The following is a 25,913-nucleotide window of genomic DNA, read 5'->3' on the forward strand; positions in this document are numbered from 1 at the left end:
GCTGGCGCACCCCGATCCGCCGGGACCGTTCCGGCTTGGGTTCACCGAGCGGTGGGAGCGGACCCGATGGTGACCACGCGGGCCCATGCGGGCGGTGAGTCCGCAACGTAGTCGGGGTCGTTCTCGTCCCATCGGCTGGCTCTGGGAAACAGACCCACGACGACCCGGGAGGACGGTCGTGAAGCCGGCCAGGGTGTCTGCCCGTCGGTCAGCACGACGATGACGTCCGGGCATGGTCTGTCCCGCAGCGCGCGGGCGAACCCGGCGCGCAGGTCCGTACCCCCACCGCCGACCAGCGGAATGTCCTCGGCTCGGCACAGTGGGCGTACGACCTGGGCCGCCGCGTCGCAGGGCAGCACGGTGACCAGGTCGCGGCGGCCGCCGACGGCCCGGGAGATCGCGGCGACCTCGAGCAGGGCACTGCCGAGTTCGGCGTCGCTGACCGAGCCGGAGGTGTCGATGACGACGCAGACCCGTGGTGGCCTGCGCCGCAGCGCCGGCAGGATGACGCCGGGGACGCCGGCGGAGCGCCGCGACGGCCGGCCGTAGGTGTAGTCCTCGCCGACACCGGACGCGGAGACCGCCGAGCGTACCGCCGCCCCCAGGAGCTCGCGCCACGGCTGCGGCGGGTGGAACGCCTGTTCCGCCCACCGCTGCCAGCCCCGGGGGACGTTTCCCGGCCGGCCGGTGATGCCCTCGGCCACCCGGAACCGCACCGCGTCCCGTTCCTGACGGCTGAGGGCGTGCCCGCCGTCCGGTCCGAGGTCCCATTCCCGCGCCAGCCCGTCCGCGCCGCTGCCGCAGTCCAGCCAGGCCAGGTGCTGGGTACGCGGTCCGAGCCGGAACTGTCGCAGGTAGTCCTCCATCAGCTGTCCCTCGGGCAGCAGCAGGGAGCCGGGCTCGACGACACCTTCGGGGCGGGCCAGCCCGTCACCGAAAACATCGTCGTTGATCTCGCAGTCCGCGGCGATGTTCATCCGCAGCCGCTCCCCCGGCCCCGTCAGCCCGCGTTCCCGCGCGACCCGGTCGCCGCGCCCGTGATGGTCACGGAGCAGGTGCGACACCTCGTGTACCCACGCTCCGGCAAGCTCCTCCACCGGGGTCCGGGCCACGAACGTGGGCGAGACGTAGCACCGCCAGTGCGGGTCCACCGCCATCGTCGGCACCCGCCGCGACTCCACCACGTGCAGGGCGAACAGCGCCGTCGCCAGGTAGGGCCGAACGCGGACGGCGTGCAGCCGGGCGGTGAAGAGTTTGTTCCGGTCGAGCGTCCCGGCGGGGTCGGAGGTCATCGGCCCGTCCCCGCGACCGCCGCTACCCGGGCCGCCGTCTGGTCGGCCCGGCGAGACAGGGACACCGCCCCGGCGAGCCGTTCGATCGACGCCGGCACGTCCCAGTCCTCCTGCCGCAACCGGGCGAGGGTGGACGCGGGTACGACCACCAGATCCGGGGTGCCGGTCTCCAGCGCCCGGCCCAGCAGTGCCCAGGCCGCATCCCAGCGGGACCCCTCCGGACGCCGGCGTACCGCCTCCACCACGGCGTCCAGGACGGCCTGACGCAGGTCGCCGCGTTCGGGCAGGACGGCGGTGGCCGGGTCGGCGAGCAGCGCCTCGGGGTCGGGGAGGTCCATCCGGTCCAGGCTGGCCAGCAGTTCCAGTCCGGGGCCGTCGCCCACGGTGCCTCTGACCAGCATCGACAGGACTTCCCGGGAGGTGTCGGCCGCGGTGGCGAAGGCGATCAGCCGCAGGGCCATCTCCCAGCTCCGGGGCGACGGCCACGGCCCACCGCGGCCAGCCTCACCGGTGGGCAGCCGGTGCACGAGCCCCGGGCGGGCCGACAGGAGCCCGCACACCGCACGGCGGGCGAAGGTGACGGCGTCCGGCAGTCGCTCGGGGTCGAGCCGGGGCAGCGTGGCCCGGGGCCAGGTCCCGTTCAGACCGCGTACGACGACCTCGGGGTCGTGGGTCCATTGAAGGTGGACGAAACGGTTGGCCAGCGGCGGGCTCAGCTCCCAGCCGTCGGCCGCCGACGACCGTGGGTTGGCGGCGGCCACGATACGGACCCCGGCCGGCAGACGCAGGCTGCCGATCCGCCGCTCGAGCACGAGACGGAGCAGGGCGGCCTGCACGGCCGGCGGGGCGGTGGACAGCTCGTCCAGGAACAACAGTCCGCGACCGGCGTGCACCAGGCGTACGGCCCAGTCCGGCGGCGCCATCGGAACGCCCTGGGTCGCCGGGTCGTCGCCGACGACCGGCAGCCCCGAGAAGTCGGACGGCTCGTGCACGCTGGCGATCACCGTCGTGAGCGGTAGGTCCAGGGAGGCGGCGAGCTGCGTCAGCGCGGCGGTCTTGCCGATTCCCGGCTCACCCCACAGCAGCACCGGAAGATCCGCCGCCACGGCCAGGGTCAGCGCCTCCAACTGCGGATCGGAACGGGATTCGGTGGTGGTGTCGGACAGCAGTGCGAGCAGCTCGGCCGCGACGTCGAGCTGTGGCGCAGGGGTGGTGTCGAGCTGCGACGTGGAAGCGCTGTCGATCAAGTTACGGACGAAAGGCATCTGAGATCACCTGTGAGGTCGTGATGGGCCGGCCCGGAGCCGGGCGGAGGGGTAGCTGGATCCCGCTGGTCAGCGGGCGGTGGTGTGACGTGGGTGGGCGCGGCTGCCGCGCTTGAGCTGCCAGTCCCGGGAGCAGGGAGGAGGTCCCTGTTCGATCAGCCCGGCTCGGAACAGCCCGTACGTGATCCGCCGCGACGCGGCGGTTTCCAGTTCCTCCCGCAGATCCCCGCTGCGCAGGAGCGCGTCGGGTCCGAGCAGGGCTTCGACGGTGGCCAGCGCGCCGGCGGTGTCCCCGTGGTCCAGGCGGGCGCGAATGTCGGGGAGGCACTCCGGTCGGCGGTGTGCCTCGTCGATCGCCCGCAGGCAGGGCAGCGGGGTGCCGGTCAGCGCGGCCAGCAGTTCCTCCCGGCGGATCTCCGCCGGGTCGTGGTCCAGGGGTTGGAGTACGCCGTTCACCAGGCCGATACGGTGCCAGTCCCCCCGGCAGGCCACGAGACGTGGCGTTGCCGCCGGGTCCGGGTCCTGCTCCGGGGGCGTCGGGACGGCCGGCTGCCCGGGTGCCAGCGCGCTGGCCACCAACGGGTGAAGCCGGTCGACCTCGATCAGCCCGTTGCGCAACAGCTCCAGGTCAGGCGTCATCCAGGTCGCCGCGTCGGGCAGCACCGGCAGCCCGACGACGCCGCCAGCGCGCGACGTCCCGGCGATCCGCGGCGCGGGCGACGACCGTGGATCCGGTCCCGGCGGGATGACGTCCAGGACCAGACGGCGTCGGGGCCCGATCCGCACCACCACGGCGCCGCTGGTGCGACCCTCGGCCTGGAGCAGCCCCGCTGCTTCGGCCGCCCACCGGTGCACCGCGTAACCCCGGTCCCGCAACGCGTCCCAGGGTGGATCGGGGCGCACCACGGCAGCGTTGCCGGCGGCCAGCTCCGGTACGCCCGACCGGCTCCGCAGTTCCTCGGCCCGCCGCGCGTCCCACAGGTGACGGTGCAGGTCGAGGCGGAACCGACGATCGGGACGCGCATGCGGATGAGGACGGTCGCCCTCGTCGCGGGATGCGTCCCACAACGCCAGTCTGATCCGCTGGCCCGCATCCGCCCAGCCGGGTGCCGTCCGGGCGACGAGGTGCACCGGCTCGGCGTCAGCGTGTTCCGCCGGGCCGTACCGCGCCAGCGAGACGGTCAGGCCCGGACGTAGCAGCCCGTCAGGCGCGACCCTCGGCATGTGCCAGCGCAGCAGGTCGGGTGCGAGGTGCCGGAGGTCGGCCCGCAGCCGGGTGGCCATGTCCCGGCCGTGGCGGCGAGCCACGGCACGCAGGTCCAGGTCGACGTCGACGCGAGCGGCAGCACAGGCGCCGGCCCAGTCACCGACACGACGACGAGTGGTCGCGGCTTCGATCATCGAGGGCGGCACGGCGTACTCGCGTACGCGCCGCCAGAGAGAAAGTCGGGAATCCGCGTTCGCGGCCGGGGAGCGCATCAGCACTCACCTTGCACGAACCGGACCCCCAATCTGGAAGAAGGAGTCATCGCGGCGGAGCATAGCGCTCCGCCGCGAGTCACGCCAGGCTCATGTTCGAACCGTGCCGGCACGCGGATCTGTCGCGTCGGCTGTCCGGCCCGGAGGCACCCGGGAGATGCGACGCCTGGAGCCGGGCCCTCCCAGCCGGCAAGAATAGTAAAGTTTGTGAACAGAACATGTTACAGTCACCTACATCTATGTGGCCCTCTCGTCGGCCCGCTGACCCCAGGAAGGAGTGACCGCATGTCCAGACTGCGCGCCATGGTCGCGCTCGCGGCACTGGTTGTCGCCGGTGGGCTCACGGTGATCATCCCGTCGACCCCTGCGTCGGCAGCCGCCTGCGCGGCGTCGTGGCAGTCCTCGGCCGTCTACTGGCAAGGGGACCAGGTCTCCCACAACAGGCGCAACTACCAGGCGAAGTGGTGGACCCAGAACGAGGCGCCGCCCGGCACCACCGGCGTCTGGCAGGATCTCGGCGCCTGCGACGGCGGTACCACGCCACCGCCGGGAGGGACCTGCAACCACCCGAACTGGGTCGCCGGCACCTGGTACCCCGCCGGCAGCATCGTGCGGTACACCAACGGCCTGTACTACCGGGCCAAGCACGACAATCCCGGCTACGACCCCGTGATCAGCACCTGGTACTGGGAGCCGTACACCTGCGGCAGCCAGCCGCCCACCACCCCGCCCCCCAACCCCGGCGGCTTCGTGGTCACCGAGGCGCAGTTCAACCAGATGTTCCCGAGCCGGAACTCCTTCTACACGTACTCCGGCCTCGTCGCCGCCCTCAGCGCCTACCCGGCGTTCACCAGGACCGGCAGCACCACGGTCCAGCGGCAGGAGGCGGCGGCCTTCCTGGCGAACGTGCACCACGAGACCGGTGGACTCGTCCACATCGTGGAGCAGAACACCGGGAACTACCCGCACTACTGCGACGCCGGCCAACCCTACGGATGCCCCGCCGGGCAGGCCGCCTACTACGGGCGCGGGCCGATCCAGCTGAGCTGGAACTTCAACTACAACGCCGCCGGCAACGCCCTCGGGCTGCCCCTGCTGACCAACCCCTGGCTGGTGCAGAACGACGCTGCCGTGGCCTGGAAGACCGCCATCTGGTACTGGATGACCCAGAACGGGCCCGGCACCATGACCGCCCACAACGCGATGGTCACCGGGGCCGGGTTCGGCGAGACCATCCGCAGCATCAACGGCTCGATCGAATGCAACGGCGGGAACCCCGGCCAGGTGCAGAGCCGCGTCACCAAGTACCAGCAGTTCGTCGGCATGCTCGGCGTGCCGGCCGGAGCCAACCTCTACTGCTGACCCACGGCTTCCCCGGGCCGGGCTGACCGCAGCCCGGCCCACCGTACTCCACGGATGAGCGCCCGCCCTCAGACCAGCACCGGAGGGCGGGCAACCACCGACGGCCCGGGGGCCATCTCGCACCACGCTCGTACGACCGGAGACCGCTAGTGTCCACAGAGGAGGCAAACCGTGACTCCTTGTGATAGAAATCGGCGTGCCGACGCGGAGAACTCAGGGAGAGGGTCCTCGATCAGCCGGTTTAGGCCTGCTTCGCGAGCCTGATTTCCGTCGCTTCTTCGGCGCCACCGTGGCCGGTCAACTCGCCGACCGCTTCGTGTTCCTCGCGCTGCCGCTGGTGGCGATCGTCTGGCTCGACGCGGACGAGTTCGAGGTCGGGGTGCTGACCGCGATGACCACGGCCGGATCGCTGCTGATCGGGCTGCCGGCGGGGGCGTGGATCGACCGTTGGCGCAAGCGCCCGGTCATGGTCTACACGGATCTGTTGCGGGCGACGCTGCTGCTGCTCGTACCGATGGCCTGGTGGGCGGACGCGTTGACCATCTGGCTGCTGTTCACGGTCGCGCTGGCCCACGGCCTGCTGACCGTGTTGTTCGACGTCAGCTACACCAGCTACCTGCCGGCGCTGGTCGCCCGCGAGCACCTGGTGGAGGGCAACGCGAAGATCGCTGCGGCCCGCTCCGCCGTCAGCATCAGCGGCCCCGGTGTGGCCGGGCCGCTGGTCGGCTGGTTGGGAGCACCGCTGACGCTGGTCGCGAGTTCTGCCGGGTTGCTGCTGTCCGCCCTGGGCGTGCTGCGGATCCGTACGCCGGAGGCGCGGCCACCGGCGGGCGCTGCCCGGCACCTGGCGCGCGAGGTCGCGGAGGGACTGCGCTTCGTACTCGGCCACCCGCTGCTGCGGCCGATGCTGCTCACCGACGGCGTCTTCAGCCTCTTCCTCGTCACGTACCAGACGATGTTGTTGGTGTTCCTCTCCCGGCATCTGGGCCTGGGCTCGTTCGGCATCGGCCTGGTGCTGTCCGTGATGGCCGGCGGCGGGTTCACCGGCGCGCTGCTGGCCCGTCGCGTGATCGCCGGGATCGGCGCCGGCCCGTCCATCTGGATGGCCCCGTTGTGCACGGCACCGGCAGCCGCCCTGATGCCGGCGGCCGAATCCGGCTGGCCGCTCTGGCTCGCCGTGGCCGGGCTGGCTCTGGTCTCCGCAGGCGGCGTGGTCCGCCTGATCGGTCAGGTGGGCCTGCAGCAGGCCGTCACACCCGAACGGCTGCTCGGCCGGATGAGCGCCACCGTTCGTTTCGTCCAGTGGGGCGGCATGCCGATCGCCGGGCTGCTCGGCGGCACGCTCGGCGGCCTGCTCGGCGCGCCTGCGGTGCTGTGGATCGGCGCAGCCGGGATGACCGTCGCCTTCCTTCCCGCGCTGCTGTCTCCGCTACGAACAACGCGCGAGCTGCCCAGGCCGGCCGCGCAGGCGGCGTGACCAGCGCGTCACGTGAGCGACGAGCAGGATCCGGTCGCCGGTTAGGGGCTGCACGAACCAGGCTGGACGCACCCGTCGAGTGGCACGGACCGGATGTCGGCTGCCGTCGTGCACCGTGATCAGACGCCGATGCGATTGCTCGCCCCGACATCAACTGGCTGACGCCGCACCCGATCCGTCGTTCTGATCGGACAGGCTGTCCGGGTCGACAGCCGACAGCACTGCGGCCAGGTCAGCGTGACGCCGTGGTGGCCTGCGCTGTGGAGTGGAGCCGGCCCGTCACCGGGACCGTCACGGCAAGGGAAAAATCGATTCGACGCCGGATGAGCGGTGGCTATCGTCGGCTGGTGCAGTCCACCGTCGCCGTCCGCGAGCTCACCCCCGACGACATGCCCGCCGCCTGGGCCCTGGGCGCGCGGGCTTTCGGCTACGACCCGCAACCCCCGCCGGACGCCGCCGGTCCCACCACGCCCGGCACGACCCGCTACGGGGCGTTCGACCCGGCCGGACGTCTGCTCGGCAAGGCCGTCGACCTGCACCACGAACAGTGGTGGTCCGGCCGGGCCGTGTCCGCCGCCGACGTCGCCGGTGTCGCCGTCGCTCCCGAGGCACGTGGCCGTGGCGTCGCCCGTGCCCTGCTCACCGCTCTGCTGCGCGGCGCCCGCGAGCGGGGGGCCGCCGTCAGCGCACTGTTCCCCACCATCATCGGCCCCTACCGGGCCTGCGGCTGGGAGGTGGCGGGCGCGCTGCGTACCGTCGACCTGGTCACCGCCAACCTGCCCCGGTACCGGCCCGCTCCGCACCTGACCGTCCGCGCCGCCACCGCCGAGGACATGCCCGCCGTCGCCGACCTCTACGAGCGCGTCGCCCGCCACCGCCGGGGCCTGCTCACCCGCCGCGGCGAACTGTTCGACCACCTCGGCGCCACCACCGACCTGCCCGCTGACGGCGTCACCCTCGTCGAACACGACGGCGACCTGGTCGGCTACGTCAGCTGGGACCGGGGGCGTGGCTACGGCCCGGATTCCGTGCTGACTGTTTTCGATGTCCTCGCCACCACCCCCGACGCGGCCCGGGAACTCGTCGGCGTCCTCGCCAGCTGGCGCAGCGTCGCCCCCACGCTGCGGATGCGCCTGCTCGACGGCGACGCGGTCACCGCCCAGCTGCCCCTGGAGACGCTCCGGGAGCACCGCCAGCAGCCCTGGATGCACCGGCCCGTGGAGGTGACCCGGGCCGTTCGGGAGCGCGGCTGGCCGCCGTACGCGCGCGGCAGCGTCGAGTTCACCCTCGACGACGACCTCGCGGACTGGAACACCGGTGCCTGGCGGCTGGAGGTCGCCGACGGCGCGGCCGAGCTGTCCCGCGCCACCGGCGAACCGGCGCTGCACCTGAGCGTGCCCGGCTTCGCCCGGCTCTATGCCGGCGCCACCGACGCCGAGAGCCTCGTCCAGGCCGGTCAGCTGCGACACGGTCCGGGCGCCGATCCCCGCCTCCTCGACCTGCTCGCGGTCGGTGGTCCCGCCCACCTGCTCGACTACTTCTGACCGCTTCTTCCTGTGCCTGCGCGCGTGGTGGAGCTGGCACGACGCGCCCAGCGCAAGCCGACGTAGAGAAAGCCCGAGCACGGACGCCCGGACTGCCGGTGGTAGGAAGGGCACGTGCTGACGATCGGGATGCTAGGCGGAATGAGCTGGGAGTCCAGCGCCCACTACTACCGGTTGGTCAACGAGCTGGTCCGGGACCGTCTCGGTGGCCTGCACTCGGCACGGTGCGTGCTGTACTCCGTCGACTTCGCCGACATCGAGGGCCTCCAGAGCACCGGGGAGTGGGAACAGGCGGGTCGCCTGCTCGGCCAGGCCGCCGCGGCGGTGCAGGCCGCCGGGGCCGACCTGTTGCTGCTGTGCACGAACACCATGCACAAGGTCGCCGACCAGATCCAGGCCGCCGTCAGCATTCCGCTGCTGCACCTGGCCGACACGACCGCCGAGGCGGTCGCCGCCGCCGGCCTGCACACCGTGGGACTGCTCGGCACCGCCTTCACCATGGAACAGGACTTCTACCGCGATCGGCTCACCCGCCACGGCCTGCGCGTGATCGTCCCCGAACCGGAGGACCGCGCCGAGGTGCACCGCATCATCTACGACGAGCTGTGCCTCGGCGACGTCCGCGAGACGTCCCGGCAGACCTACCAGCAGGTCATCGACCGCCTCGTCGAATCCGGCGCACAGGGCGTCATCCTCGGTTGCACCGAGATCGAACTGCTGATATCGCCTGCCGACAGCCCCGTTGCCGTCTTCCCGACCTCCCGACTGCACGTCGAAGCCGCCGTCAACGCCGCGTTCCCGGACGGGACCCCGCCTCCCGGCGTCGACGAAGCCGCAAGACATAGAGCATCGCGCTGACCGCGAAGATCGCCGCGCTGACCGCCAGCCAGCGGGCCAGCAGCGGCTGCGGGGTCAGGCCGCTCGCGGCCGTGTAGGTGTCCCCGCCGAGTCCGAGGACGCCGGGAAGGTAGACGAGCAGGAGCAACCCGGAGGCGAGCGCGGGTGCCCGTACGTGGTTCAGCGCGGAGCGGCGGTCCGGACGCCCCATCCCGGCGCGAAGCATCCGATCGGCCAGCGCGTAGACCGGGAACAGGATCAGGTCGTGGGCGACGACCGCGCCGAGGAACCAGAGCAGCATCCGGCCCGCGGCCGGTTCCCCGGAGAGCCGCAGCGCGATCCAGCCGGTCACCGCGAAGCAGCCGAGCAGGAGCAGCAGGTGCCACGGCGCGGCACCGTAGCCACGCCGGAACTCAGTCACCGGGCCGTTCCTCGAAGGTGATTCTCCGGACCCACTTCGTGCAGTGCACGCCGGGCAGCGCCGGCACGATGATCCGCGCGGGGTAGCCGTGGTCGGCCGAGAGGTCGACCCCGTTGACCCGTAGGGCGAGCAGCGAGTCGGGGTGGCGGACCTGGTCGGCGTGCAACCGGGCCTGACGGAACAGCCCGGCCCGTTCCAAGGACTCGACCTTCGCCAGGGCGTCGCCGGGTGCGCCGACCAGGGCGGCGAGGTCCCGTAGCCGTACCCCGGTCCAGGTCTGCTCCGTCGACCAGCCCTCCACGCAGGCGATCGGCAGGTCCGCGGTGTGCTGCGGCATCGCGAGCAGGCCGCCACGGTCCACCTCGACCGTACGGTCGCCGCCGCGCACCGTCAGCCGCCACTCGGCCCCGGTGTCGGCGGGTCGGACACCGGCCGCGGCGGCGGTCCGGTTGACCGGGAAGCCGTTCGGCCCTTCGCCGGGCTGCCGGCCCCGGGGCAGCAGCAGCGCGGTCCGGCGCAGCACGCCGTCCAGGGTCTGCCCGACGGTCAGCGCCGCCAACAGCAACGCGCCGCCCCCGGTCAGGGCGAGCACACCACGCCGGCTCATCGTCGGCGGGCCGGGCCGTCGGGCCACCAGCCCGTCCGGATCCGCCGGCTCCGGCGTCGTCTCCCCCACCGGGGTACGCGCCATGCCCGGACCACGCAGCGCGGAGACCGTCCGAGGAAGCTTGATCGCCACGTGCGTGACCAGGGCGGCGGTGAAGACCCAGGCGCCGTACCAGTGCGCGGTGTAGAAGTCGAACCCGAACAGGTACGCGTACTGGATGTTGAGCAGGCCGGTGACCATCTCGAAGAGGATTCCGCCCACCAACAGCAGCAGCGACAGCCGTTCGAGCACCTGGGCCACCGAACGGGCCGGCGGCCAGTCGAACAGCTTGGGCACCACCGACCAGAGCTTCGCCACCACCACCGGGACCAACATGATGCCCAGCGTCACGTGCAGGCCCTGGGTGACCCGGAACAGCCAGGCGGGACGGGTCGGCCAGTCGAAGATGGGAGGACGCAGCCAGCCAACGTCGCCGGGAAGGGCCTGACCGAGCCGAGGACCGTACGCGATCCAGTCCAGCAGACCGGTGACGATCACCAGCGGCAGCGCGGCGAGCAGGACGACGCCGAGCACGGAGGTCAACCACGGGCCGCGTACCGGGCTGCGCCAGGCGTCGGCGGTGGCGGCGGCTCCCGGCGGGCGGTGCCGGTCCAGCGCACGCCACAGCCGCGCCGGGTAGGCGTACACCTGCGTGCCGGCCATCTCGGCCGACCGGCCGGAGGTGTCGGACGCGCGTCCCGGCTCACCGTGGTCGGCTCCCCCGGCGGGATCGTGGGACGGCGGGTCGGGCACGGATCCTCCAGGTGAGGGCGTCGAACCGGATGCGACGGGCTCTGGTTCAGGACGCTAGCCGTCAACGCCGGTCGCAGGCGGACTTTGCGGCATTAGCCGGGGCGTACCGTCCGCTTGCCACGAGTTGCCGACGTCCGGGCCGAACCGGCACCGGTGGCCGCCGGTCTGTCCTAGCGTGACGGGAATGCGGGTACTCGTCACCGGCGCCGCCGGGTTCATCGGATCGCAGGTCGCGGACCTGCTCGTGGCGGAGGGGCACCGGGTGGTGTGCCTGGACGCGCTGCTGCCGCAGACGCACGGGGGCGGGCTGCCCGAGTGGTTCCGCCGGCACGATCCGGTCGTCGGCGACGTCCGCGATCCGGGGCTGCTGGACGATCTGCTGGCCGGGGTCGACGCCGTCTGCCACCAGGCGGCGATGGTCGGGCACGGGCTGGACCCGTCGGACGCCCCCGACTACGTCAGCCACAACGACTACGGCACGGCGGTGCTGCTGGCGGCGATGCACCGGGCCGGCGTGTCCCGGCTGGTGCTGGCCAGTTCCATGGTGGTCTACGGTGAGGGCCGCTACACGTGTGCCCGGCACGGTATCGTCCGACCGGCACCCCGTCGCCACGCCGATCTGGCCGCCGGCCGGTACGACCCCACCTGTCCGGTGTGCGCCGGCACCCTCACCGACGCGCTCGTGCCGGAGGACGCCCCGCTGGAGCCCCGCAGCACGTACGCGGCCAGCAAGCTCGCCCAGGAACATCTGGCCGCCGCGTGGAGCCGGCAGACCGGGGCCGGGGTGTGGGCGCTGCGCTACCACAACGTCTACGGCCCCCGGATGCCCCGCGACACCCCGTACGCCGGGGTCGCGTCGATCTTCCGGTCGGCGCTGGCCGACGGCCGGCCGCCCCGGGTCTACGAGGACGGCCGGCAGCGACGCGACTTCGTGCACGTCACCGACGTGGCACGTGCGAACGTGCTGGCGCTGACCGCCCCGACCCCGGACGGTCTGGTGCCGGTGAACGTCTGCTCCGGTCAGCCGCACACCGTCGGCGACCTGGCCACCGCCCTGGCGGCGGCGATGGGCGGGCCGGCGCCGGTGGTGGTCGGCGGAACCCGCACCGCCGACGTGCGGCACGTGGTCGCCGATCCCGCCTGCGCGCGCGAGCTGCTCGGCTACACCGCCCGGGTCGGCTTCGTCGACGGGGTGACCGCCTTCGCCACCGACCCGCTGCGGGAGGCTGCCGCCGTCCCGGCCTGAGCGGCGTCCGCCCACCGGCGGCCCCGACCGGACGGCGGCCGGAAGCGGGATTCCGTCGGCTCACGAGACGGTGAACAGCAGGTGGTTGACGGCGAGGGCGGTGAGCGCCTGCCCAGCCAGCCACCAGCGGCGCGCCGGGGCCGGCAGATGCGCGGCGGCGACCAGCAGCCAGACCACGAACGGAAGCCAGATCCGCTCCACCTCGGCCTTGCTCATGCCCGACAGGTCGGCGGCGGCCACCGCCAGCGCCGCGGCGGCCGGCAGCAGAACGGTCGGTCCGAGCGCCTCGATCCGGGGAACGAACGCGAGCCGGCGGTGACGAACGAGGTCGCGCGCCAGCGGGCGGCCGACCGGTCCCGGGCCGCCGACCGGCGGAGCCGGTGCGGGCGGCTCCACCGGTGCGGCTCCCGCCCGCCAGGTGCTCCGTGCCGAACGCAGGGTACGGCCCAGTGCCGGCCCGACCACCGGCCCGGCGGAGAGGAGCAACGCGGCCAGGTTGGCCCAGACCCAGTAGCCGTAGGGGCGGTCGGCCGCCCAACCCTGGTAGTAGCGCTCGACCACCCGGTCGTACCCCTGCCACCAGTGGAAGCCGGCGACGGTGAACACCGCCACCACCGTGGCCACACCGGTCGTGCCGGCGAGCAACGCGACACCCCGCCCTGCGGGGCGCAGCGCCAGCACGACGAGGGCCAGCGGCGCGAGCAGCACGAAGCCGTACGACAGGTACAGCGCGAAGCCGAGCAGCACGCCGCCGGCCGACACGGTCACGCGTCCCCGCGCGGCCAGCAGTGCGAGACCGGCGGCCGTCACACCGGTGAAGACACCGTCGGCGGAGGCGCCCACCCAGACCGCTCCGGGCAGCAGCACCAGGAACGGCAGCACCGTCCGGGCGGCCTCGCCCGCGCCGAGGGCCCGCAGGGTGATCGGCACGGACACCACGACGCTCGCCCCGACCAGGACGCAGGCCAGCGCCGCCGCCGTGCCGCCGCCCAGGCCGACCCGGTCCAGCCCGACGAACACCAGCAGGGCGCCCGGTGGGTGGCCGGCGGTGTGGGTGGACCACGAGTCGGGCTGGAAGTCCAGGATCCGGTCGGCGAACCCGGCCAGCATCCGCCGGACGTCCGTCACCCCGGGCACCTCGTGCAGGTACTCCGCCTGCGGGGTCAGCCGCGTCGTCAGCCCCGCCGACCAGCCGTCGACCAGCGCGAGTGCGAGCGTCCAGCCGACCGCCGCCAGGTAGCCGACGCCGAGGAGAGGGCCCCATCGGGCGGTCCGGGCCCACCGCGTTCCGGGTCCGACCACGGCGACCGCGACCGCCAGCGCCACCGGCGTTCCCCAGCCGACGTGCGGGCTCCAGGTGGCGTAGAGCGGCGCCGCGTCGGCGTGCAGACCCACCCCCGCGCGGTTGAGCGCCACGCCCACCGTCACGGCGGCGACCAGCAGGGCCGCCTCGACGCCCAGCACGACCAGGTCACCCCGGTAGCGGGTCGGGCTGCGGTCGGAGCCGGGCGCGCGGAGAGGTGTCACACCGGTTCTCATGTCGACCGGACGGTACGGTCCGGCCCGCGCCCCGTCAGCCGAGTCGTCGGCACGTCACACGATGGTGAGAAGTGTCGCTTCGGTAGGCGGTCCGTCAGGTCGAATCCGGCCCGGGCGGCCCGGGTCGGCCCTAGCGTCGGCGGTATGCCGACACCGATCGACGTGGTGCTGCCGTGCCTGGACGAGGCCGCCGCCCTGCCCGCTGTGTTGACCGCGCTGCCGCCCGGATACCGGGCGATCGTGGTGGACAACGGGTCCCGCGACGGCTCCCCCGAGGTGGCCGCCCGGCACGGCGCGCGGGTGGTGCACGAACCACGGCGGGGGTACGGCGCGGCCGTGCACGCCGGGATCGAGGCCGCCGACACCGAGCTGGTCTGCGTGCTGGACGCCGACGGGTCCTTCGCGCCCCGGGAGCTACCCGCCCTGGTGGCCCTGGTCGCCGACGGGCTGGCCGACCTGGCGGTCGGCCGCCGCCGACCGGTCCGGGTCGGAGTCTGGCCCTGGCACGCCCGGGTGGGCACGGCGCTGGTCACCACGCTGCTGCGGCGACGGGGCGTGCCGCTGCGTGACCTCAGCCCGATCCGGGTGGCCCGGCGGGAGGCGCTGCTCGCTCTCGGAGTCACCGACCGGGCCTTCGGCTACCCGCTCGAGCTGCTGATCCGGGCGGCGGCGGCGGGCTGGCGCATCCGCGAGCTCGACGTCACCTACGCTCCGCGCGCCGCCGGCACCCGTTCCAAGGTCTCCGGCTCCGTGCGGGGCACCCTCCGGGCCACCCGGGACTTCGCCGCGGTGCTGCGCGACATGCGGGAGCCCCGGTGACGGTTCTGCTGGTGGTGGCCAAGGCGCCGGTGCCCGGCCTGGTGAAGACCCGGCTCTGCCCGCCGGCGACGCCCCGTCAGGCCGCCCGGCTGGCCGCCGCCGCGCTGCGCGACACCCTGGACGCCGTCCGGGACACGCCGGGGGTGACCCCCGTGCTGGCGTTGGCCGGGAACCTGGCGGACGCCGAGGACGGCGCCGGGCTGACCGCCGCCCTGGCCACCTGGTCGGTCCTGCCGCAGCGGGGAACGGATCTCGCCGACCGGCTCGCGCACGCTCATCTCGACGTGGCCGAGGCGTTCCCGGGGCGCCCGGTGGTGCAGATCGGAATGGACACCCCGCAACTGACCCCGGCGCGGCTGGCCGCCGCCGTACGCCGGTTGGCGGACGCGGACGCGGTGCTCGGACGCGCCGAGGACGGCGGCTGGTGGGCGCTGGGGCTACGCGACCCCCGACAGGCGGTGGTGCTGCGCGGGGTGCCGATGTCGACCCCGGAGACGGGGCGGTCGACCTGGTCCGCGCTGGCCGGACGCGGGCTGCGGGCCGTGCCGCTGCCCGTGCTGCGGGACGTGGACGACTGGTCCGACGCGCGGGTCGTGGCGGCGGCGGCCCCGGACGGCCGGTTCGCCCGCCAGGTCGCGGCCGTACGTCGCGCCATGGTGGTACGGGCGTGACCGGGGACGGTTTCGCCTCCGCGCTGCGCGACCGGCCCGGGACCGTGTACTGGCTGGTTCCCGCGGACGGGCCCCGCCGACGGCTGCCGGTGGACCGGTGGCATCGGGCGGCCGGCCTGGCGGAAGCGGCGGTGGTCGCCCGCTGCGCCGGTCCCACCCTCGACCTGGGGTGCGGTCCGGGCCGGTTGTCCGTGGCGCTGACCAGGGCCGGGCTGAGCGCGGTGGGGGTGGACGTGTCGGCCCGGGCGGTGGCGTCGACCCGGGCGCGGGGCGCGGTCGCCGTGCAGGCCGACCTGTTCGGCCCACTGCCGGCGGAGGGACGGTGGGCACACACGTTGCTGCTCGACGGGAACATCGGCATCGGGGGCGATCCGGTCGCGCTGCTGCGGCGGTGCCGGTCGCTGCTGCGGCCGTCCGGCACCGTGCTGGTCGAACTCGAACCACCCGGCTCGGGCGTCTGGCAGGGGCAGGCCCACGTGGCCACCGGGTCGCACCGGGGGCCGGTCTTCCGCTGGGCGTGGCTCGACACGGGTGCGGTGGCGGACGCCGCGTCGGTGGCGGGACTGGCGATCGGCGAGGTGTTCCGGTCCGGCGGTCGCTGGTTCGCCGAACTGACCCGCCCGGACCTGACGTGACCGACTTGCGTCGAGCGTGTCGTTCGCAGTGGGAGGCAGGTCCTCCGCACCAGCGGATCGCGCGCCCCTCGCACTAGTACTGGACGTACACGGGGGGTGTGGACCGACCGAACGGATCGGTGATCACCACCATGTATCCGGTGGGGCGGGGGTTGACGGTGGTGTCGCGCACCACCGTCGTCGTGGCGGTGATCGGCACCGGGGGCAGCGCGACGCTCGGGTAGGGCCCGGACGCGAAGAACCGGTGGACCACCACCTGGTGCGGTGCGATCGCGTACCGGTGGGAGACCGGTGCGTTCGTCACGAGGATCTCGTTGTACCCCTGGCCCGGCCGGACGGTGGCCCGGGGCACGAGCTGGACCTCGGGGGTCAGCACCGTGTTCGTGGGCGGGGACGCCGGGCCCCAGCCGGACACCTGCGGGCCCGCCGGTACACCCCCGATCGGCTGGACGTCGCTGCCGGCGGGCAGCGCGTCAGCCGGCAGGTGCGGTTCGGCCGGGTAGCGGACCTCGGCCAGCCAGGTCAGCCGGACGTACCCGGGGAAGCCCGCGGTCGGTCCGTCGACGACGGTGGCCGACCACGTGCCGTCGGGGCCCTCGACGAGCGGGATGCCGGTCTGCACGACGGGCATGTACTCGGGGTCGCTGTTGGCCAGGCGACCGCGCCGCAGCCGGGCCTGTGGCGGCCCGGTGAGCCCGGCGAGCAGGTCGTCGCGGAGTCCGGTGGCGGTGACGGTGACATCGACCCGGCCGTCGCTGCGCGGTCGTACCTGCACGACCGGCGCGGGCGGGCGGTCCGGCACGGGCACCGCGACCGGCGTGAGCCCACACGTCTCGAACGCGGTCTCGACGCCGGCGCTGGTGACCGGAACCACCCGGACGAACTGCACGTTGCGCAGCGACCCGGGTAGCCGGTGGGTGAAGCGCACGACTCCGTCCGGCGCGGCCCGCAGTGGCTTCGGTGTGACGAGGGTGAACCGGCGCCGGTCGGCCAGTTGACCGGAGCGCGCCCAGACCTCGGCTGCCCGCTCGCACCGCGGGCCGGCGCCGGTGCCGCCCAGCCTCCGCTCGTCGCCGAGGTACACCCGGTATCCCCACGCGCCGCCGCTCCACTCCAGACCGAGTTCGCTGTCCCCCACCGGGTTCCGCTCGGCGGCGAAGAGCAGGGTCGGCGCGACGCGCAGCGGCGCATAGGCCCGGGGATCGTGCACCGTCCGGTCGACCTCGGCGGGGCCGGACAGCCGGCCGGCCGCGTCCACCAGATTCGCGATCACGGGGATCACCGCGGTGTCGCCGACGCCCAACTCGCGTACCGCCACGGTCGCGACGACCGACGTCGCGCCGGCCGGCACCGGGATCGCGGGCTGTGGCACGCCGTCCACCGTCAGCAGGGCGGAGGTCACCGGCGCCCCGCCCGGGCTGGTCACGTCCCGGGACGGCAACGCACCCGGCAGGCTCGGTCCGGGCACACCGATCCGGATCCGTAGCGCGCCGGGCGAGCGTGGCTGGAGGCCGCCGCCCGGGGTGGCGGGTCGGAACTCGGCCTCCACGGTCGGCGTGGGCGGTCCGGCGACGGCCGGCGCCGGGGCGGCGACCGTGCTCCGGTCGCTCCACCGGCCGAACTCGTCGGCGCGCCACAGCCCCCAGGAGTTCGACGGGCCGGTCACCGCGAGGTCGGTGACCGCGCCCGCGTCGTCGTGGTGCCGGTCCCAGTGGGCGACGATGGCGCGGGCCCGGTCCACCGATCCGACCCGGATCGTGCCGTGCAACGAGACCGGGGCGGGGCTCAGCCTCGCCAGGCCGAGCATGCCACCGGCCGCCGGGCCGAGCAGCGGGATCCGCTGGGTCCACAGCCGCTCGCCGGTGGTCACCCGCCAGGCGGCGGGCGGCAGGGCGAGCGTGCGGGGGGCGGCGGGCCGGTCCGGGGTGGCCTTGGCCGCGACCGCGGGCACCATCAGCGGCACGGTGGTCCAGCCGTCCGTGGGGTGTGCCGCCCGCAGCTGGGTCACCCGCTGTGTGGCCAGCGCCGACAGTGCGGGGTACCGGCTGTACAGCGCGGACATGACGGTGGTCGGCGGTGGGAAACCGGTGATGAGCGAGCGCAGCGTGCCGGCGTCGTGCGGCCGGTCCAGCGGCAGCAGCCACAGTCCGGCGACCATCCACAGGGTGCAGACCGACGCGCTGGTCGGCGGGTTCACCCGGGTGGCCAGCCCGAGGTGGCGGGCGACGGCCGGGTCGACGGCCGCGGCGAGGAGGGCGTTGAGCGGGGAGATCGTGCCGGAGGCGTCCTCGACCGGGCCGCCCGCCAGACTGACCCTCGCGTCCAGTGGCGGCGTCACGGGGTCGGTGAAGGCCCGCGCCAGCCAGTAGTCGAGGCCGGACGACGCCCCGGACAGCGCCTGCACCCGGTTCACCTCGTCGGCCGGGGTCAGCGGGACCACCGCGCCGTCCGGGCGGTCCGGAGGGCCCATCCGCTTGGCCGCACCCTGCTCCACCCGAGTCCGGGCGGCGGCCACCGGATCGGTCGCCGGTTCCGGGGCGTACCAGGGGCCGGAGCCGACCGGCAGGCCGAAGGAGACCGCCTGGGCGGGGTCGATCACGATGTACGGCGACTCGGTGCTGACGATCTCGACCAGGTCGACCACGCCCGCACCGCTGACGCGCAGCAGCGTGATGTCGGTGCCGCCGAACTCGTACGACGGGGCGGTGCGGGTGGCCAGCACCCGGGGCTCGGCGTCGGGCAGCTCGGCCGTCGGGTCCAGCACGTCGACCCGGAAGGCGCTGCCCGCCTGGGTGAGCAGCCGGACGAAGCAGCACCGCACCGCCCGGAACGTCCACTGCCAGCCCTGGAGCACGAGGTAGTGGACGTCGCCGGAACCGGTGTGCCGGATCCCACCGCCGGTGGCGGCGACCGAGAGGTCGGGGTTGAGCCACACGTGCTGCGTCGAGGTCTCCAGCTTGTCCGGTCGGGTGTAGATCGGCACGACGTCGATGCGGAACGCCGTGAGCGGGTGCAGCGGGAGCCCGATCCGGGGCGAGACGTTCACCCGCAGATGGGTTCCGTCGGGCAGCCAGGGGTCGCTCGTCGTGGTGATCGCCGACGCGCGCAGCAGGTGGCTCGGGGCCACCGCCGACTGCCCGGCGGCCATGGGTTCCGCCGCCAGCGGCTTGCCGGGGGCCGGGTTCGTGGCCGCCACCGATGCCACGCCGCCGGCCATCGCCCCGCCGAGCAGGCTACGACGCGAGAGTCCCTTGTCCGACATCAGATCTCCTGGGCGAAGCGGGGGGTGGTGTTGCACGAGCAGAGCAGGTACGTGGTGGCCGTGGTCGTGCCGCCGGTGGCGAGCGGGCGGTTCTCCTCGATGCTCAGCCGAAGCCCGGCGGAGGGGACCGCGGGCGAGGTCGTGCGCAGCAGCACGCGGCACCCGGAGCCGTCCCGCCAGACCTGGTTGAAGGGGTTCGGAGCGCTCAGCGATCCCAACCGGACCCGGGGCGGGGCGTTCCCGTCGGCGCCGGGCTCCCGGCCCATGTCCGGCCGCTCCAGCGGTTCCGGCGACTCCAGCAGCACCCCGGACAGCAGCCAACCGGAGCCGCTGCGGATCCACAGCGCGCTCGTCCGGGCCCGGGGCGCCGGGCGGAGATCGAGACCGAGGTCGCGCAGTACGCGGGCGAACACCCCGTCGCCGACGCCAGGCGGGGGCAGCGTCGTGGGGGCCGACACCGCCAGGTCGCCCGCGAGGCCGGCCGTGCCGGTGCTGACGAAACCCAGGTCCGTGAACTGTTCGAGCGCGGAGGCGTAGCGGGAGGTGGTGAACACCACGCCGGGCAGGCCGACCCCGCCGGTGGTCTGCCCCTGCCTGCGGAACCAGGTGGCCAGGTCGTAGGTCGCGTTCGGCTCCAGGGACGCCTCCGGCACCAGCGACGCGCCGACGGCCGGGCGCCGGCATGCCCCGCTCGATTCGAGCGCCAGCGTGTGGAGCCGCTGGTCGGGCCGGGCGAGTTGCCAGGCACCGAGCAGCGTGACCAGGCGCGCGGTGACCAGGTCGGGAGGTGGGGCGGCCGCCGGCTGGGTGTCGGTTCGGCGCAGCCGGAGCAGGGTGTCGTACCCGTAGCGTCCGGCCAGCGCGGTGATGTGCTTCCGGGTGAAGCTGGCCGCCACCGGGTCGTCGTGGTACCAGAAGCGGGTGCCGTCGCCGGGCAGGTAGCCCAACAGGTACCGCTCCAGGTAGGTCGGGTCGAACCGGTCGACGGTCCGGAAGATCGGCGCGAAGGCGCTGACGGCGAACTGGGGTGGCACGCTTCGCGTACCGGACTCCGGCGCGGTGCGGAAGTAGTAGTCCGTGCCCGGCAGGGCCTTCTCGCCCTCCGGGCCGCGCACCATCATCGTGTTGCTGATCTTGTACAGGGTGCCGGGTCGGAGCAGGTTCGTCCCGTCGTCCAGCGGCCGCTCCGCCTCCGCCCGGCCCGCGGCGGCGGCCTGCGCCCGGCTCGCGCTGACCGCGGCCGCGTCGTTCTGCGCCGTCAGGTTGATCCCGCGTACGCCCAGCACCTCGACCCGGCTGCGCGCGTGGTAGTACAGCCGGAAGCCGCCCTCCAGCGTGTTCGACGGCGGGGTGTAGCAGTAGACGCGGTGGCTGGGGTCCGGGTTGAGGGTCTGCGCGCGGGTCCACTGGGCGGAGGTGCCCAGCGAGTACACCCGGATGGTGTCCTCGGTGGTGGTCGTCCGCACCCGCAGCCACACCCGGAACTGGGCGATGGGCTCGTCGAAGGTGAACTGCGCGAGGGCGAGCATCGGCGCGCCGGTCGCGATGCGCCATTCTCCCTGGAGCGGATGCGGCAGGAGCAGCCCGCCGGAGAACGTCCGGTCCGGCGTGGCGGCGGCGACCTTGCGGGGCCCGCCGGGATTGACCGGGGCCGGGAGACCGACCGAGGCGAACCAGGACGCCCGCAGCGGTTCGCCGTCCAGGGTGACCGTCACCCGTGCCGCCAACCGCCCACGGAACCGGCTGGCCGACCCCGCCTCCGGCGGAATCTCCCAGCCGGCAGCGGTCCGTCTGGCATCGACGCCGAGCAGCCAGCCGGCCTGCGCGGTGAACGCCGGCCCGCACAGGTTGCGCAGCGGGACCAGCGGGTCCTCCGGCAGGCTCACGCCGCCGTCGGCCAGGGTCTGCAACCACGGGACCGGGTCGGTGGAGAGCAGGCTGAGGTGCCGGGCGGTGGTCAGCGGATTGGGCGAGTTCTGGTCGGCGGCCGGAATCCACCAGGTGGCGTCCGGGTTGCCCGGCACCGTGGTCTCGCCGTCGGCGGTGACGCTGACCATGGTCAGGTGGGTGAGGACGTACTGGTAACGCAGCTCCGACGTCCCGGCCTCACCGGTGCTGGGGTGCGGGTCGACCAACCGGAACGGGCCGAGGTCGCTCGGCGTGCCCTCGGTGCGGGGACCGACGCTGAAGGCCAGCACCGGCACCACGTCCGGCCACACCACCGGGGCGTCGTCGGGGTCGGTGGCCGCCTCGGCGACCGTACGGCCGTTGCGGTCGGACAGCGCGACCCCGGTCAGCGGGCTGGCCAGCGGGGTCGGCGGTGGGCCGGGTTCGTCGCCGAGGTGGAAGTCCACGCAGCCGCCGATGGAGAAGAAGACGAGGTCCACCTCGCCGCAGACGTGGAAGTCGACCATGTGCCGGAGGCCCGGCCCCACCTGCACCTTCAGCGCCGCGCTCGCCGCGACCGAGACCGGGCCGAGGTCGAGCGAGCCGGACAGTCGGCCGTCGGCGGCGAGGACCAGCGACTGTCCCTGTTCGTCCGGGTAGGGCATGGTGCCGATCCCCGCGACCACCGACGCGGACATCTCCAGGCCGAGCGGGCCGAAGCGCAGGTCGCGGTGCCAACCGGCACCCATGCCCACGGAGTAGCCGCCGAGGTCGCGGCCGTCGTCGAACAGGTCGGGCAGGCCGTTGCCGGCGACCATGAAGAACGCCCAGGCGTGCTCGTCGAGGATGTCCGGCAGGATGGTCAGCAGCACCGGCGCGCCCCGGCCGAGCTTGTTGTCGCCGCCCACCCGCAGGAACCAGTCCCGGCTGTGCCGGGGGAAGTGCGCGCCGACGGGCACGGTCAGGTCGAACAGCACCGGCACCCGGTAGCTGCCACGCAGCCCGATGGTGAGCCCGTCGTCGCCGTACGCGAGACCGCCGAGGTAGTTGATCAGGTCGCCGTCGGGCGCGGTGCCGACCTCGCTGAGCCGCGCCCTCGGCGCGAGCAGGGTGCCCTTGAGGCTGGCGTTGACGGCCACGTCCGGCACGCTCAGCGCGAACATCGCCCGGGCGGAGAACGTGAATCCCAGGTCCGGCACGGTGCCCAGCACCGCGCCGATCCCCAGCGTCGTGCTGCCCGGCGCGAAGCGGGTGTCCCCGGCCCGGCGCGGGTCCCAGGAGAGCTGTTGGACGACGATGTCGTCGCCGGGTCGCAGCGTGATCGCGGTGTTGGTGCCGAAGACGCCCAGGAAGCCGAAGACGCCGAGGCCGGTCGGGCCCAGGGGCACTGGCCCGGGCAGGTCGATGGCGAACACGACCAGGATCTGGTTGCCGTCGGGCCCGTGGTCGGCGGTCATCAGGTACGCGTCGGCGGCGAGGTTCAGCGGCGGAACACTCGCCGCCAGCCGGATGTCGGTGATCGGACGGCCGGTCGTGGCGTCGGAAACGATCCTGAGCTGGCCGCGCCCCTCGATGACGTCCAGACCGCCGCCCGCGCCGGGGAAGGCCAGCGTCACCGCGAGCCCGCGCAGGGTGACGTCGAGCGAGCCACCGCTGACGGTGGCCCGGATGGTGGCGCCCTCGACCCGCACCGGCCCGAGGTCCAGCGCGAACGCCAGATCCACCTCGAACCAGTTCGAGCCCTTGCCGGACCGGGTGCCCAGCACGTCGAACAGTGACCCGAGGTGCGCGACCTGCCAGCCGCCCGGGTCCTCGACGTCCACCCGGGCGGAGCGGTAGTCGAGGGTGTAGCGGTCCAGGCCGCTGGCGTTCATGTCGACCCGTAGTCGTACGCCGTGGAAGCGCACCCGCATGGGCCGGGCCGGGTCCATGCTGACGCCGAACCCGTTGCCGCCACCGACCGTGAGCGGCTTGACCACGATGTCGGCGCTGTAGTCGACGGTGAAGTCGAACACCGAGGCCGTGGAGTAACCGATGGTCACCCCGTGCACGACGACCCGACCCTGCTGCGTGAGCACGGCGCTGAGCCCGAGCGCGGCCACGAGCAGGTCGTGCAGGAGCGCGCCGCTGCCGTCGTCGCCCGGACGCGGCGGCGGCTTCGGCGCGTCCGCCATCACCGCCGTGGCCAGCGCCGCAGCGGTGATCACCGCCTTCGGCGCCACGGACGACTGCGGGTCGGCGCGTACGGTGATCAGTCCCTGGTCACCGTCGGCCTCGAGCGCTGCGGTGAACCCGACGACCACCGGGCTCTGCCGGGGGTCGCGGGCGTACCGGACCCGGAGCCGGGTCGGGGCTCCCCCGCCGACGGTCAGCTCCTCCCCGACGGCGGGGACCTTCATGCCGTCGACCGGCAGCAGCGCGACGATCTCGATGAGCGTGGGCAGCAGGTCGCCCAGCCTGGTCGCGGCGGGATCCCGCCACTGGACGACAGCGGTCAGCTCGGGACGGCCGTCCGCCGCCGGCAGTCGTACGGTGGCCGTCGCGTCCACGCCCGCCGGGCTGGTCAGCGCCAGGCTGGCGGTGACCGTGGTGCCGCCGGCGAGCGGAACGCCGCGCGGCACGTACAGCTTCAGCTCCGGGATCGACAGGCCGCGCCACGCCGGGTCGAGGCCGTTCGGCGACACCGCCGGGTTGTCGTCGATCAGGATGACGCCGTCGGTGACGCTCATGCCGACGCCGGTCGTGCCGAACAGCATCGCCGACGGGCTGAGCCGCACCGTGATCAGCTCGTTCTCGGCCAGGTTCTTCGGCAGCAGTCGCATCTTTGCCGACTGGCCGGCTGCCCCGGTCACCCGCACGACCAGTTCGCCGTCCACCCGCAGCCGCCCGGCCACCGGCTCCAGCCACTCCTGCCGACCCGCGCCCGTACCGCTCGAACGCGGCTCCGCGGGCACGAGCGGCGGCGTGGTCGGGAGGTAGAACAGCGCGGCCGTACCCGACAACGCGACGTCGACGCGCCAACTGCTCGGGGTCCCCTGGAGGGTCACCACCACGGGATGTCCGGTGGCCATGGTGAAGCTGAGGAAGCCGGGCAGCGCCGGGCTCAGCGTGACGACGCCCGTGACCGTCGTTCCCGACTGGACCACCACCTGGTTCACCGACCGCAGCAACGTGTCGATGTCCGGCGGAATCACCACCAGAACGGTGAAACTCCGGGAGTCCAGGTATTCCCGCAAGTTCATGAGAAGCCCCATTCGCGTTCGCGGGCAGGGTCAGGACGAGCCGGTCGCCGACCATCCGCTCCGGACGCAATTCGTCAGGAAGGGCGCGAGGAGTCAGCGACAGTCGCCAGCCGATCAGGTGTGATCATTGGAGTTTGCCGATATGAAAATTGAAACACGCCCGTGGTGCCGTTCTCTACTGGCAACCGGACGGTCGCCGCGCCCCGGGGCCCACGGGCGAGCGCGGTAAACGGCGTCCTCAGCGACGCCAGAACTGGCGGGGCGCGAATCCCTCCCGTCGCAGCCAGTGCTCGGTGTAGACGATCCGCTCCGCGTCAACGACCACGAGGGTGTCCTCGGGCGGCTCGGACAGCGATCGTCCCCGCTCGGCGTGCTCGCTCTCCCACCGGAACGCCTCCCAGTAGCGCGCACGGTCCGGGTGACCCGGGTCGAGCACCGGGCGGTGCCGAACAGTTGGGCCCCACGGCTGCTGGCCAGTCCGACCAGCGGCGCGAAGACACCGACGGAGACACGCGGATCGGCCGCGATGTTCCGCATCTTCGGCGAACGCGGCGCGGCGGTGAAGAGCACCGCGAAGCCGAGCGGGTAGTACCGGACCGGGGTGGCCAGCGGCCCGTCCGGACCGGTGGTCGCGAGCACGCACATGTTCTGCGACGACAGCAGGTGGAGAATGCGCTCGTCAAGCCGTTCACGATCGAGCCGCTTGGTTGGCGTAGGCCCGGTCAGCCACGGATTCGTCAACGGCACGCGTCGTCCTCGATCATGGCGAGCACCCTACCCACCTGCCCCGCCCGGCCGGCGGCACGCCAACCAGGTCAGACCGAATAGCTGAAGTCCTCGACGATCATGGATTCAACGGACACCCGCAGCCACGCGGTACCCCGGCTGGCCGGGTCGTCGTGGAGATAACGGCGGAACCTCTCGTCCCAGCGGTTCTCGTCCGCACCGAGATAGCGGGCGAGTTTACGTCTACCGCGTGGGACGTCGAACGGCAGGAGCTCGCCACGCCCGCGCACGATGACCTGCCGGACGACCCCGGTGGCCAGGTCGCACTCGTCGACGATCAGGGCGAGGCGCGGATCGGCACGGACCCGGACGAACAGCTTCGTCCACGGCCCGGTGAGGATCCAGAACGCGCGGTCCTCCCACAGGTACCAGACCGGTCGCACGGTCGGCCCGTTCGTCGCCACGCGGGCGACCAGAGGTCGGGCGAGGAAGGCGTCCACGTCGAACGGGGTGCCGGTCACCTGCTGCGCCTGCTGTCGTCCGCCGGAACACCGGCCACGTACGGCAGCCCTTCCGGGCTCGGCTGGTCAGCGGTTTCGCCGCAGTCGCCGGTCTGGAGTACGGGAACGGTGAAGCGGAGCGCGCTTCCCTCGTCCACGGTCGTGTCGGCCCAGATCCGGCCGCCGTGGTACTCGACGATCTTCTTGACGATCGCCAGGCCGATGCCCGTGCCCGGGTAGGCGTCCTTCGAGTGCAACCGCTGGAAGATCACGAAGATCTTGTCCGCGAACTCCGGCTCGATCCCGATAC

At 73.5% G+C, this 25,913-nt stretch carries 18 protein-coding genes and 1 pseudogene; 8 read left to right on the forward strand and 11 right to left on the reverse strand.

Annotated features, from left to right (window positions below; all coding sequences use genetic code 11):
* Positions 1 to 41: 41 nt before the first annotated feature.
* The 3 genes from QSK20_RS28515 to QSK20_RS28525 form a co-directional block, all read right to left on the reverse strand.
* Positions 42 to 1,292, reverse strand: a complete 1,251-nt coding sequence (locus tag QSK20_RS28515; protein WP_285791706.1) for a vWA domain-containing protein — start codon at positions 1,290 to 1,292, stop codon at positions 42 to 44.
* The gene (locus tag QSK20_RS28520; RefSeq protein WP_285791724.1) at positions 1,289 to 2,536 is read right to left on the reverse strand and encodes an AAA family ATPase; all 1,248 of its coding nucleotides are present in this window, start codon (positions 2,534 to 2,536) and stop codon (positions 1,289 to 1,291) included. Before QSK20_RS28520 ends, QSK20_RS28515 begins: the two co-directional genes overlap by 4 nt.
* 90 nt (positions 2,537 to 2,626) lie before the next feature.
* Positions 2,627 to 4,036, reverse strand: a complete 1,410-nt coding sequence (locus QSK20_RS28525; RefSeq protein ID WP_285791707.1) for a hypothetical protein — start codon at positions 4,034 to 4,036, stop codon at positions 2,627 to 2,629.
* Between the two features lie 285 nt (positions 4,037 to 4,321).
* Here QSK20_RS28525 and QSK20_RS28530 point away from each other — a divergent pair, with 285 nt between their 5' ends.
* The 4 genes from QSK20_RS28530 (at position 4,322) to QSK20_RS28545 (ending at position 9,277) form a co-directional block, all read left to right on the forward strand.
* Positions 4,322 to 5,398, forward strand: coding sequence for a glycoside hydrolase family 19 protein (locus QSK20_RS28530; protein WP_285791708.1), 1,077 nt, complete (start codon positions 4,322 to 4,324; stop codon positions 5,396 to 5,398).
* Positions 5,399 to 5,594: 196 nt separating this feature from the next.
* The gene (locus QSK20_RS28535) at positions 5,595 to 6,875 is read left to right on the forward strand and encodes an MFS transporter (RefSeq protein WP_285791725.1); all 1,281 of its coding nucleotides are present in this window, start codon (positions 5,595 to 5,597) and stop codon (positions 6,873 to 6,875) included.
* A 323-nt stretch (positions 6,876 to 7,198) separates the two neighbouring features.
* Positions 7,199 to 8,419: a GNAT family N-acetyltransferase gene (locus QSK20_RS28540; RefSeq protein WP_352232325.1), complete on the forward strand. Its 1,221-nt coding sequence runs from the start codon at positions 7,199 to 7,201 to the stop codon at positions 8,417 to 8,419.
* A gap of 141 nt (positions 8,420 to 8,560) precedes the next feature.
* Positions 8,561 to 9,277: an aspartate/glutamate racemase family protein gene (locus QSK20_RS28545; protein ID WP_285791710.1), complete on the forward strand. Its 717-nt coding sequence runs from the start codon at positions 8,561 to 8,563 to the stop codon at positions 9,275 to 9,277.
* Here the strand turns inward: QSK20_RS28545 and QSK20_RS28550 are convergent.
* Positions 9,204 to 9,677, reverse strand: coding sequence for a hypothetical protein (locus QSK20_RS28550; protein ID WP_285791711.1), 474 nt, complete (start codon positions 9,675 to 9,677; stop codon positions 9,204 to 9,206). The genes QSK20_RS28545 and QSK20_RS28550 overlap by 74 nt on opposite strands.
* Positions 9,670 to 10,986, reverse strand: coding sequence for a molybdopterin-dependent oxidoreductase (locus QSK20_RS28555; RefSeq protein ID WP_285791726.1), 1,317 nt, complete (start codon positions 10,984 to 10,986; stop codon positions 9,670 to 9,672). Before QSK20_RS28555 ends, QSK20_RS28550 begins: the two co-directional genes overlap by 8 nt.
* A 274-nt stretch (positions 10,987 to 11,260) precedes the next feature.
* Here QSK20_RS28555 and QSK20_RS28560 point away from each other — a divergent pair, with 274 nt between their 5' ends.
* Positions 11,261 to 12,322, forward strand: a complete 1,062-nt coding sequence (locus QSK20_RS28560) for an NAD-dependent epimerase/dehydratase family protein (RefSeq protein ID WP_285791712.1) — start codon at positions 11,261 to 11,263, stop codon at positions 12,320 to 12,322.
* A 60-nt stretch (positions 12,323 to 12,382) separates the two neighbouring features.
* Here QSK20_RS28560 and QSK20_RS28565 read toward each other — a convergent pair whose 3' ends face one another.
* Positions 12,383 to 13,861 carry a hypothetical protein gene (locus tag QSK20_RS28565; protein WP_285791713.1) on the reverse strand — a complete coding sequence of 493 codons (1,479 nt, stop codon included), beginning with the start codon at positions 13,859 to 13,861 and terminating at the stop codon, positions 12,383 to 12,385.
* A gap of 144 nt (positions 13,862 to 14,005) precedes the next feature.
* On the opposite strand from QSK20_RS28565, the gene QSK20_RS28570 reads away from it, so the two are divergent.
* Genes QSK20_RS28570 through QSK20_RS28580 form a run of 3 tightly spaced genes read left to right on the forward strand, consistent with a single transcriptional unit; the run spans position 14,006 to position 15,986 of the window.
* Positions 14,006 to 14,680: a glycosyltransferase family 2 protein gene (locus tag QSK20_RS28570; RefSeq protein WP_285791714.1), complete on the forward strand. Its 675-nt coding sequence runs from the start codon at positions 14,006 to 14,008 to the stop codon at positions 14,678 to 14,680.
* On the forward strand, positions 14,677 to 15,351 hold the full coding sequence (locus tag QSK20_RS28575; RefSeq protein ID WP_285791715.1) for a TIGR04282 family arsenosugar biosynthesis glycosyltransferase: 675 nt from the start codon (positions 14,677 to 14,679) through the stop codon (positions 15,349 to 15,351). The genes QSK20_RS28570 and QSK20_RS28575 overlap by 4 nt, the downstream gene beginning before the upstream one ends.
* Complete coding sequence (locus tag QSK20_RS28580) at positions 15,348 to 15,986, forward strand: class I SAM-dependent methyltransferase (protein ID WP_285791716.1); 639 nt, start codon at positions 15,348 to 15,350, stop codon at positions 15,984 to 15,986. Before QSK20_RS28575 ends, QSK20_RS28580 begins: the two co-directional genes overlap by 4 nt.
* A 73-nt stretch (positions 15,987 to 16,059) precedes the next feature.
* On the opposite strand, the gene QSK20_RS28585 is transcribed toward QSK20_RS28580, so the two are convergent.
* The 5 genes and pseudogenes from QSK20_RS28585 to QSK20_RS28605 all read right to left on the reverse strand — a co-directional run.
* Positions 16,060 to 19,248, reverse strand: coding sequence for a hypothetical protein (locus tag QSK20_RS28585; RefSeq protein ID WP_285791717.1), 3,189 nt, complete (start codon positions 19,246 to 19,248; stop codon positions 16,060 to 16,062).
* The gene (locus QSK20_RS28590) at positions 19,248 to 24,377 is read right to left on the reverse strand and encodes a hypothetical protein (protein WP_285791718.1); all 5,130 of its coding nucleotides are present in this window, start codon (positions 24,375 to 24,377) and stop codon (positions 19,248 to 19,250) included. Before QSK20_RS28590 ends, QSK20_RS28585 begins: the two co-directional genes overlap by 1 nt.
* Before the next feature lie 238 nt (positions 24,378 to 24,615).
* Positions 24,616 to 25,124, reverse strand: a pseudogene (locus tag QSK20_RS28595) (pyridoxamine 5'-phosphate oxidase family protein).
* A 68-nt stretch (positions 25,125 to 25,192) separates the two neighbouring features.
* Positions 25,193 to 25,624, reverse strand: a complete 432-nt coding sequence (locus QSK20_RS28600) for a pyridoxamine 5'-phosphate oxidase family protein (RefSeq protein WP_285791719.1) — start codon at positions 25,622 to 25,624, stop codon at positions 25,193 to 25,195.
* Positions 25,621 to 25,913: sensor histidine kinase (locus QSK20_RS28605; RefSeq protein WP_285791720.1), on the reverse strand; the 293-nt coding region annotated here is incomplete at its 5' end. The genes QSK20_RS28605 and QSK20_RS28600, both read right to left, overlap by 4 nt.

Origin of the sequence: Micromonospora sp. NBRC 101691 (assembly GCF_030269285.1) — a bacterium.
In the GTDB taxonomy this organism is placed as follows: domain Bacteria; phylum Actinomycetota; class Actinomycetes; order Mycobacteriales; family Micromonosporaceae; genus Micromonospora; species Micromonospora echinospora.

What these genes read in the sequence shown, in the direction of transcription:
- QSK20_RS28515 (WP_285791706.1), bottom strand. Translation starts at nt 1,292, where the DNA reads ATGACCTCCGACCCCGCCGGGACGCTCGACCGGAACAAACTCTTCACC.
- QSK20_RS28525 (WP_285791707.1), bottom strand. Translation starts at nt 4,036, where the DNA reads ATGCGCTCCCCGGCCGCGAACGCGGATTCCCGACTTTCTCTCTGGCGG.
- QSK20_RS28530 (WP_285791708.1), top strand. Translation starts at nt 4,322, where the DNA reads ATGTCCAGACTGCGCGCCATGGTCGCGCTCGCGGCACTGGTTGTCGCC.
- QSK20_RS28540 (WP_352232325.1), top strand. Translation starts at nt 7,199, where the DNA reads ATGAGCGGTGGCTATCGTCGGCTGGTGCAGTCCACCGTCGCCGTCCGC.
- QSK20_RS28545 (WP_285791710.1), top strand. Translation starts at nt 8,561, where the DNA reads ATGAGCTGGGAGTCCAGCGCCCACTACTACCGGTTGGTCAACGAGCTG.
- QSK20_RS28555 (WP_285791726.1), bottom strand. Translation starts at nt 10,986, where the DNA reads ATGGCCGGCACGCAGGTGTACGCCTACCCGGCGCGGCTGTGGCGTGCG.
- QSK20_RS28560 (WP_285791712.1), top strand. Translation starts at nt 11,261, where the DNA reads ATGCGGGTACTCGTCACCGGCGCCGCCGGGTTCATCGGATCGCAGGTC.
- QSK20_RS28565 (WP_285791713.1), bottom strand. Translation starts at nt 13,861, where the DNA reads ATGAGAACCGGTGTGACACCTCTCCGCGCGCCCGGCTCCGACCGCAGC.
- QSK20_RS28570 (WP_285791714.1), top strand. Translation starts at nt 14,006, where the DNA reads ATGCCGACACCGATCGACGTGGTGCTGCCGTGCCTGGACGAGGCCGCC.
- QSK20_RS28585 (WP_285791717.1), bottom strand. Translation starts at nt 19,248, where the DNA reads ATGTCGGACAAGGGACTCTCGCGTCGTAGCCTGCTCGGCGGGGCGATG.
- QSK20_RS28590 (WP_285791718.1), bottom strand. Translation starts at nt 24,377, where the DNA reads ATGAACTTGCGGGAATACCTGGACTCCCGGAGTTTCACCGTTCTGGTG.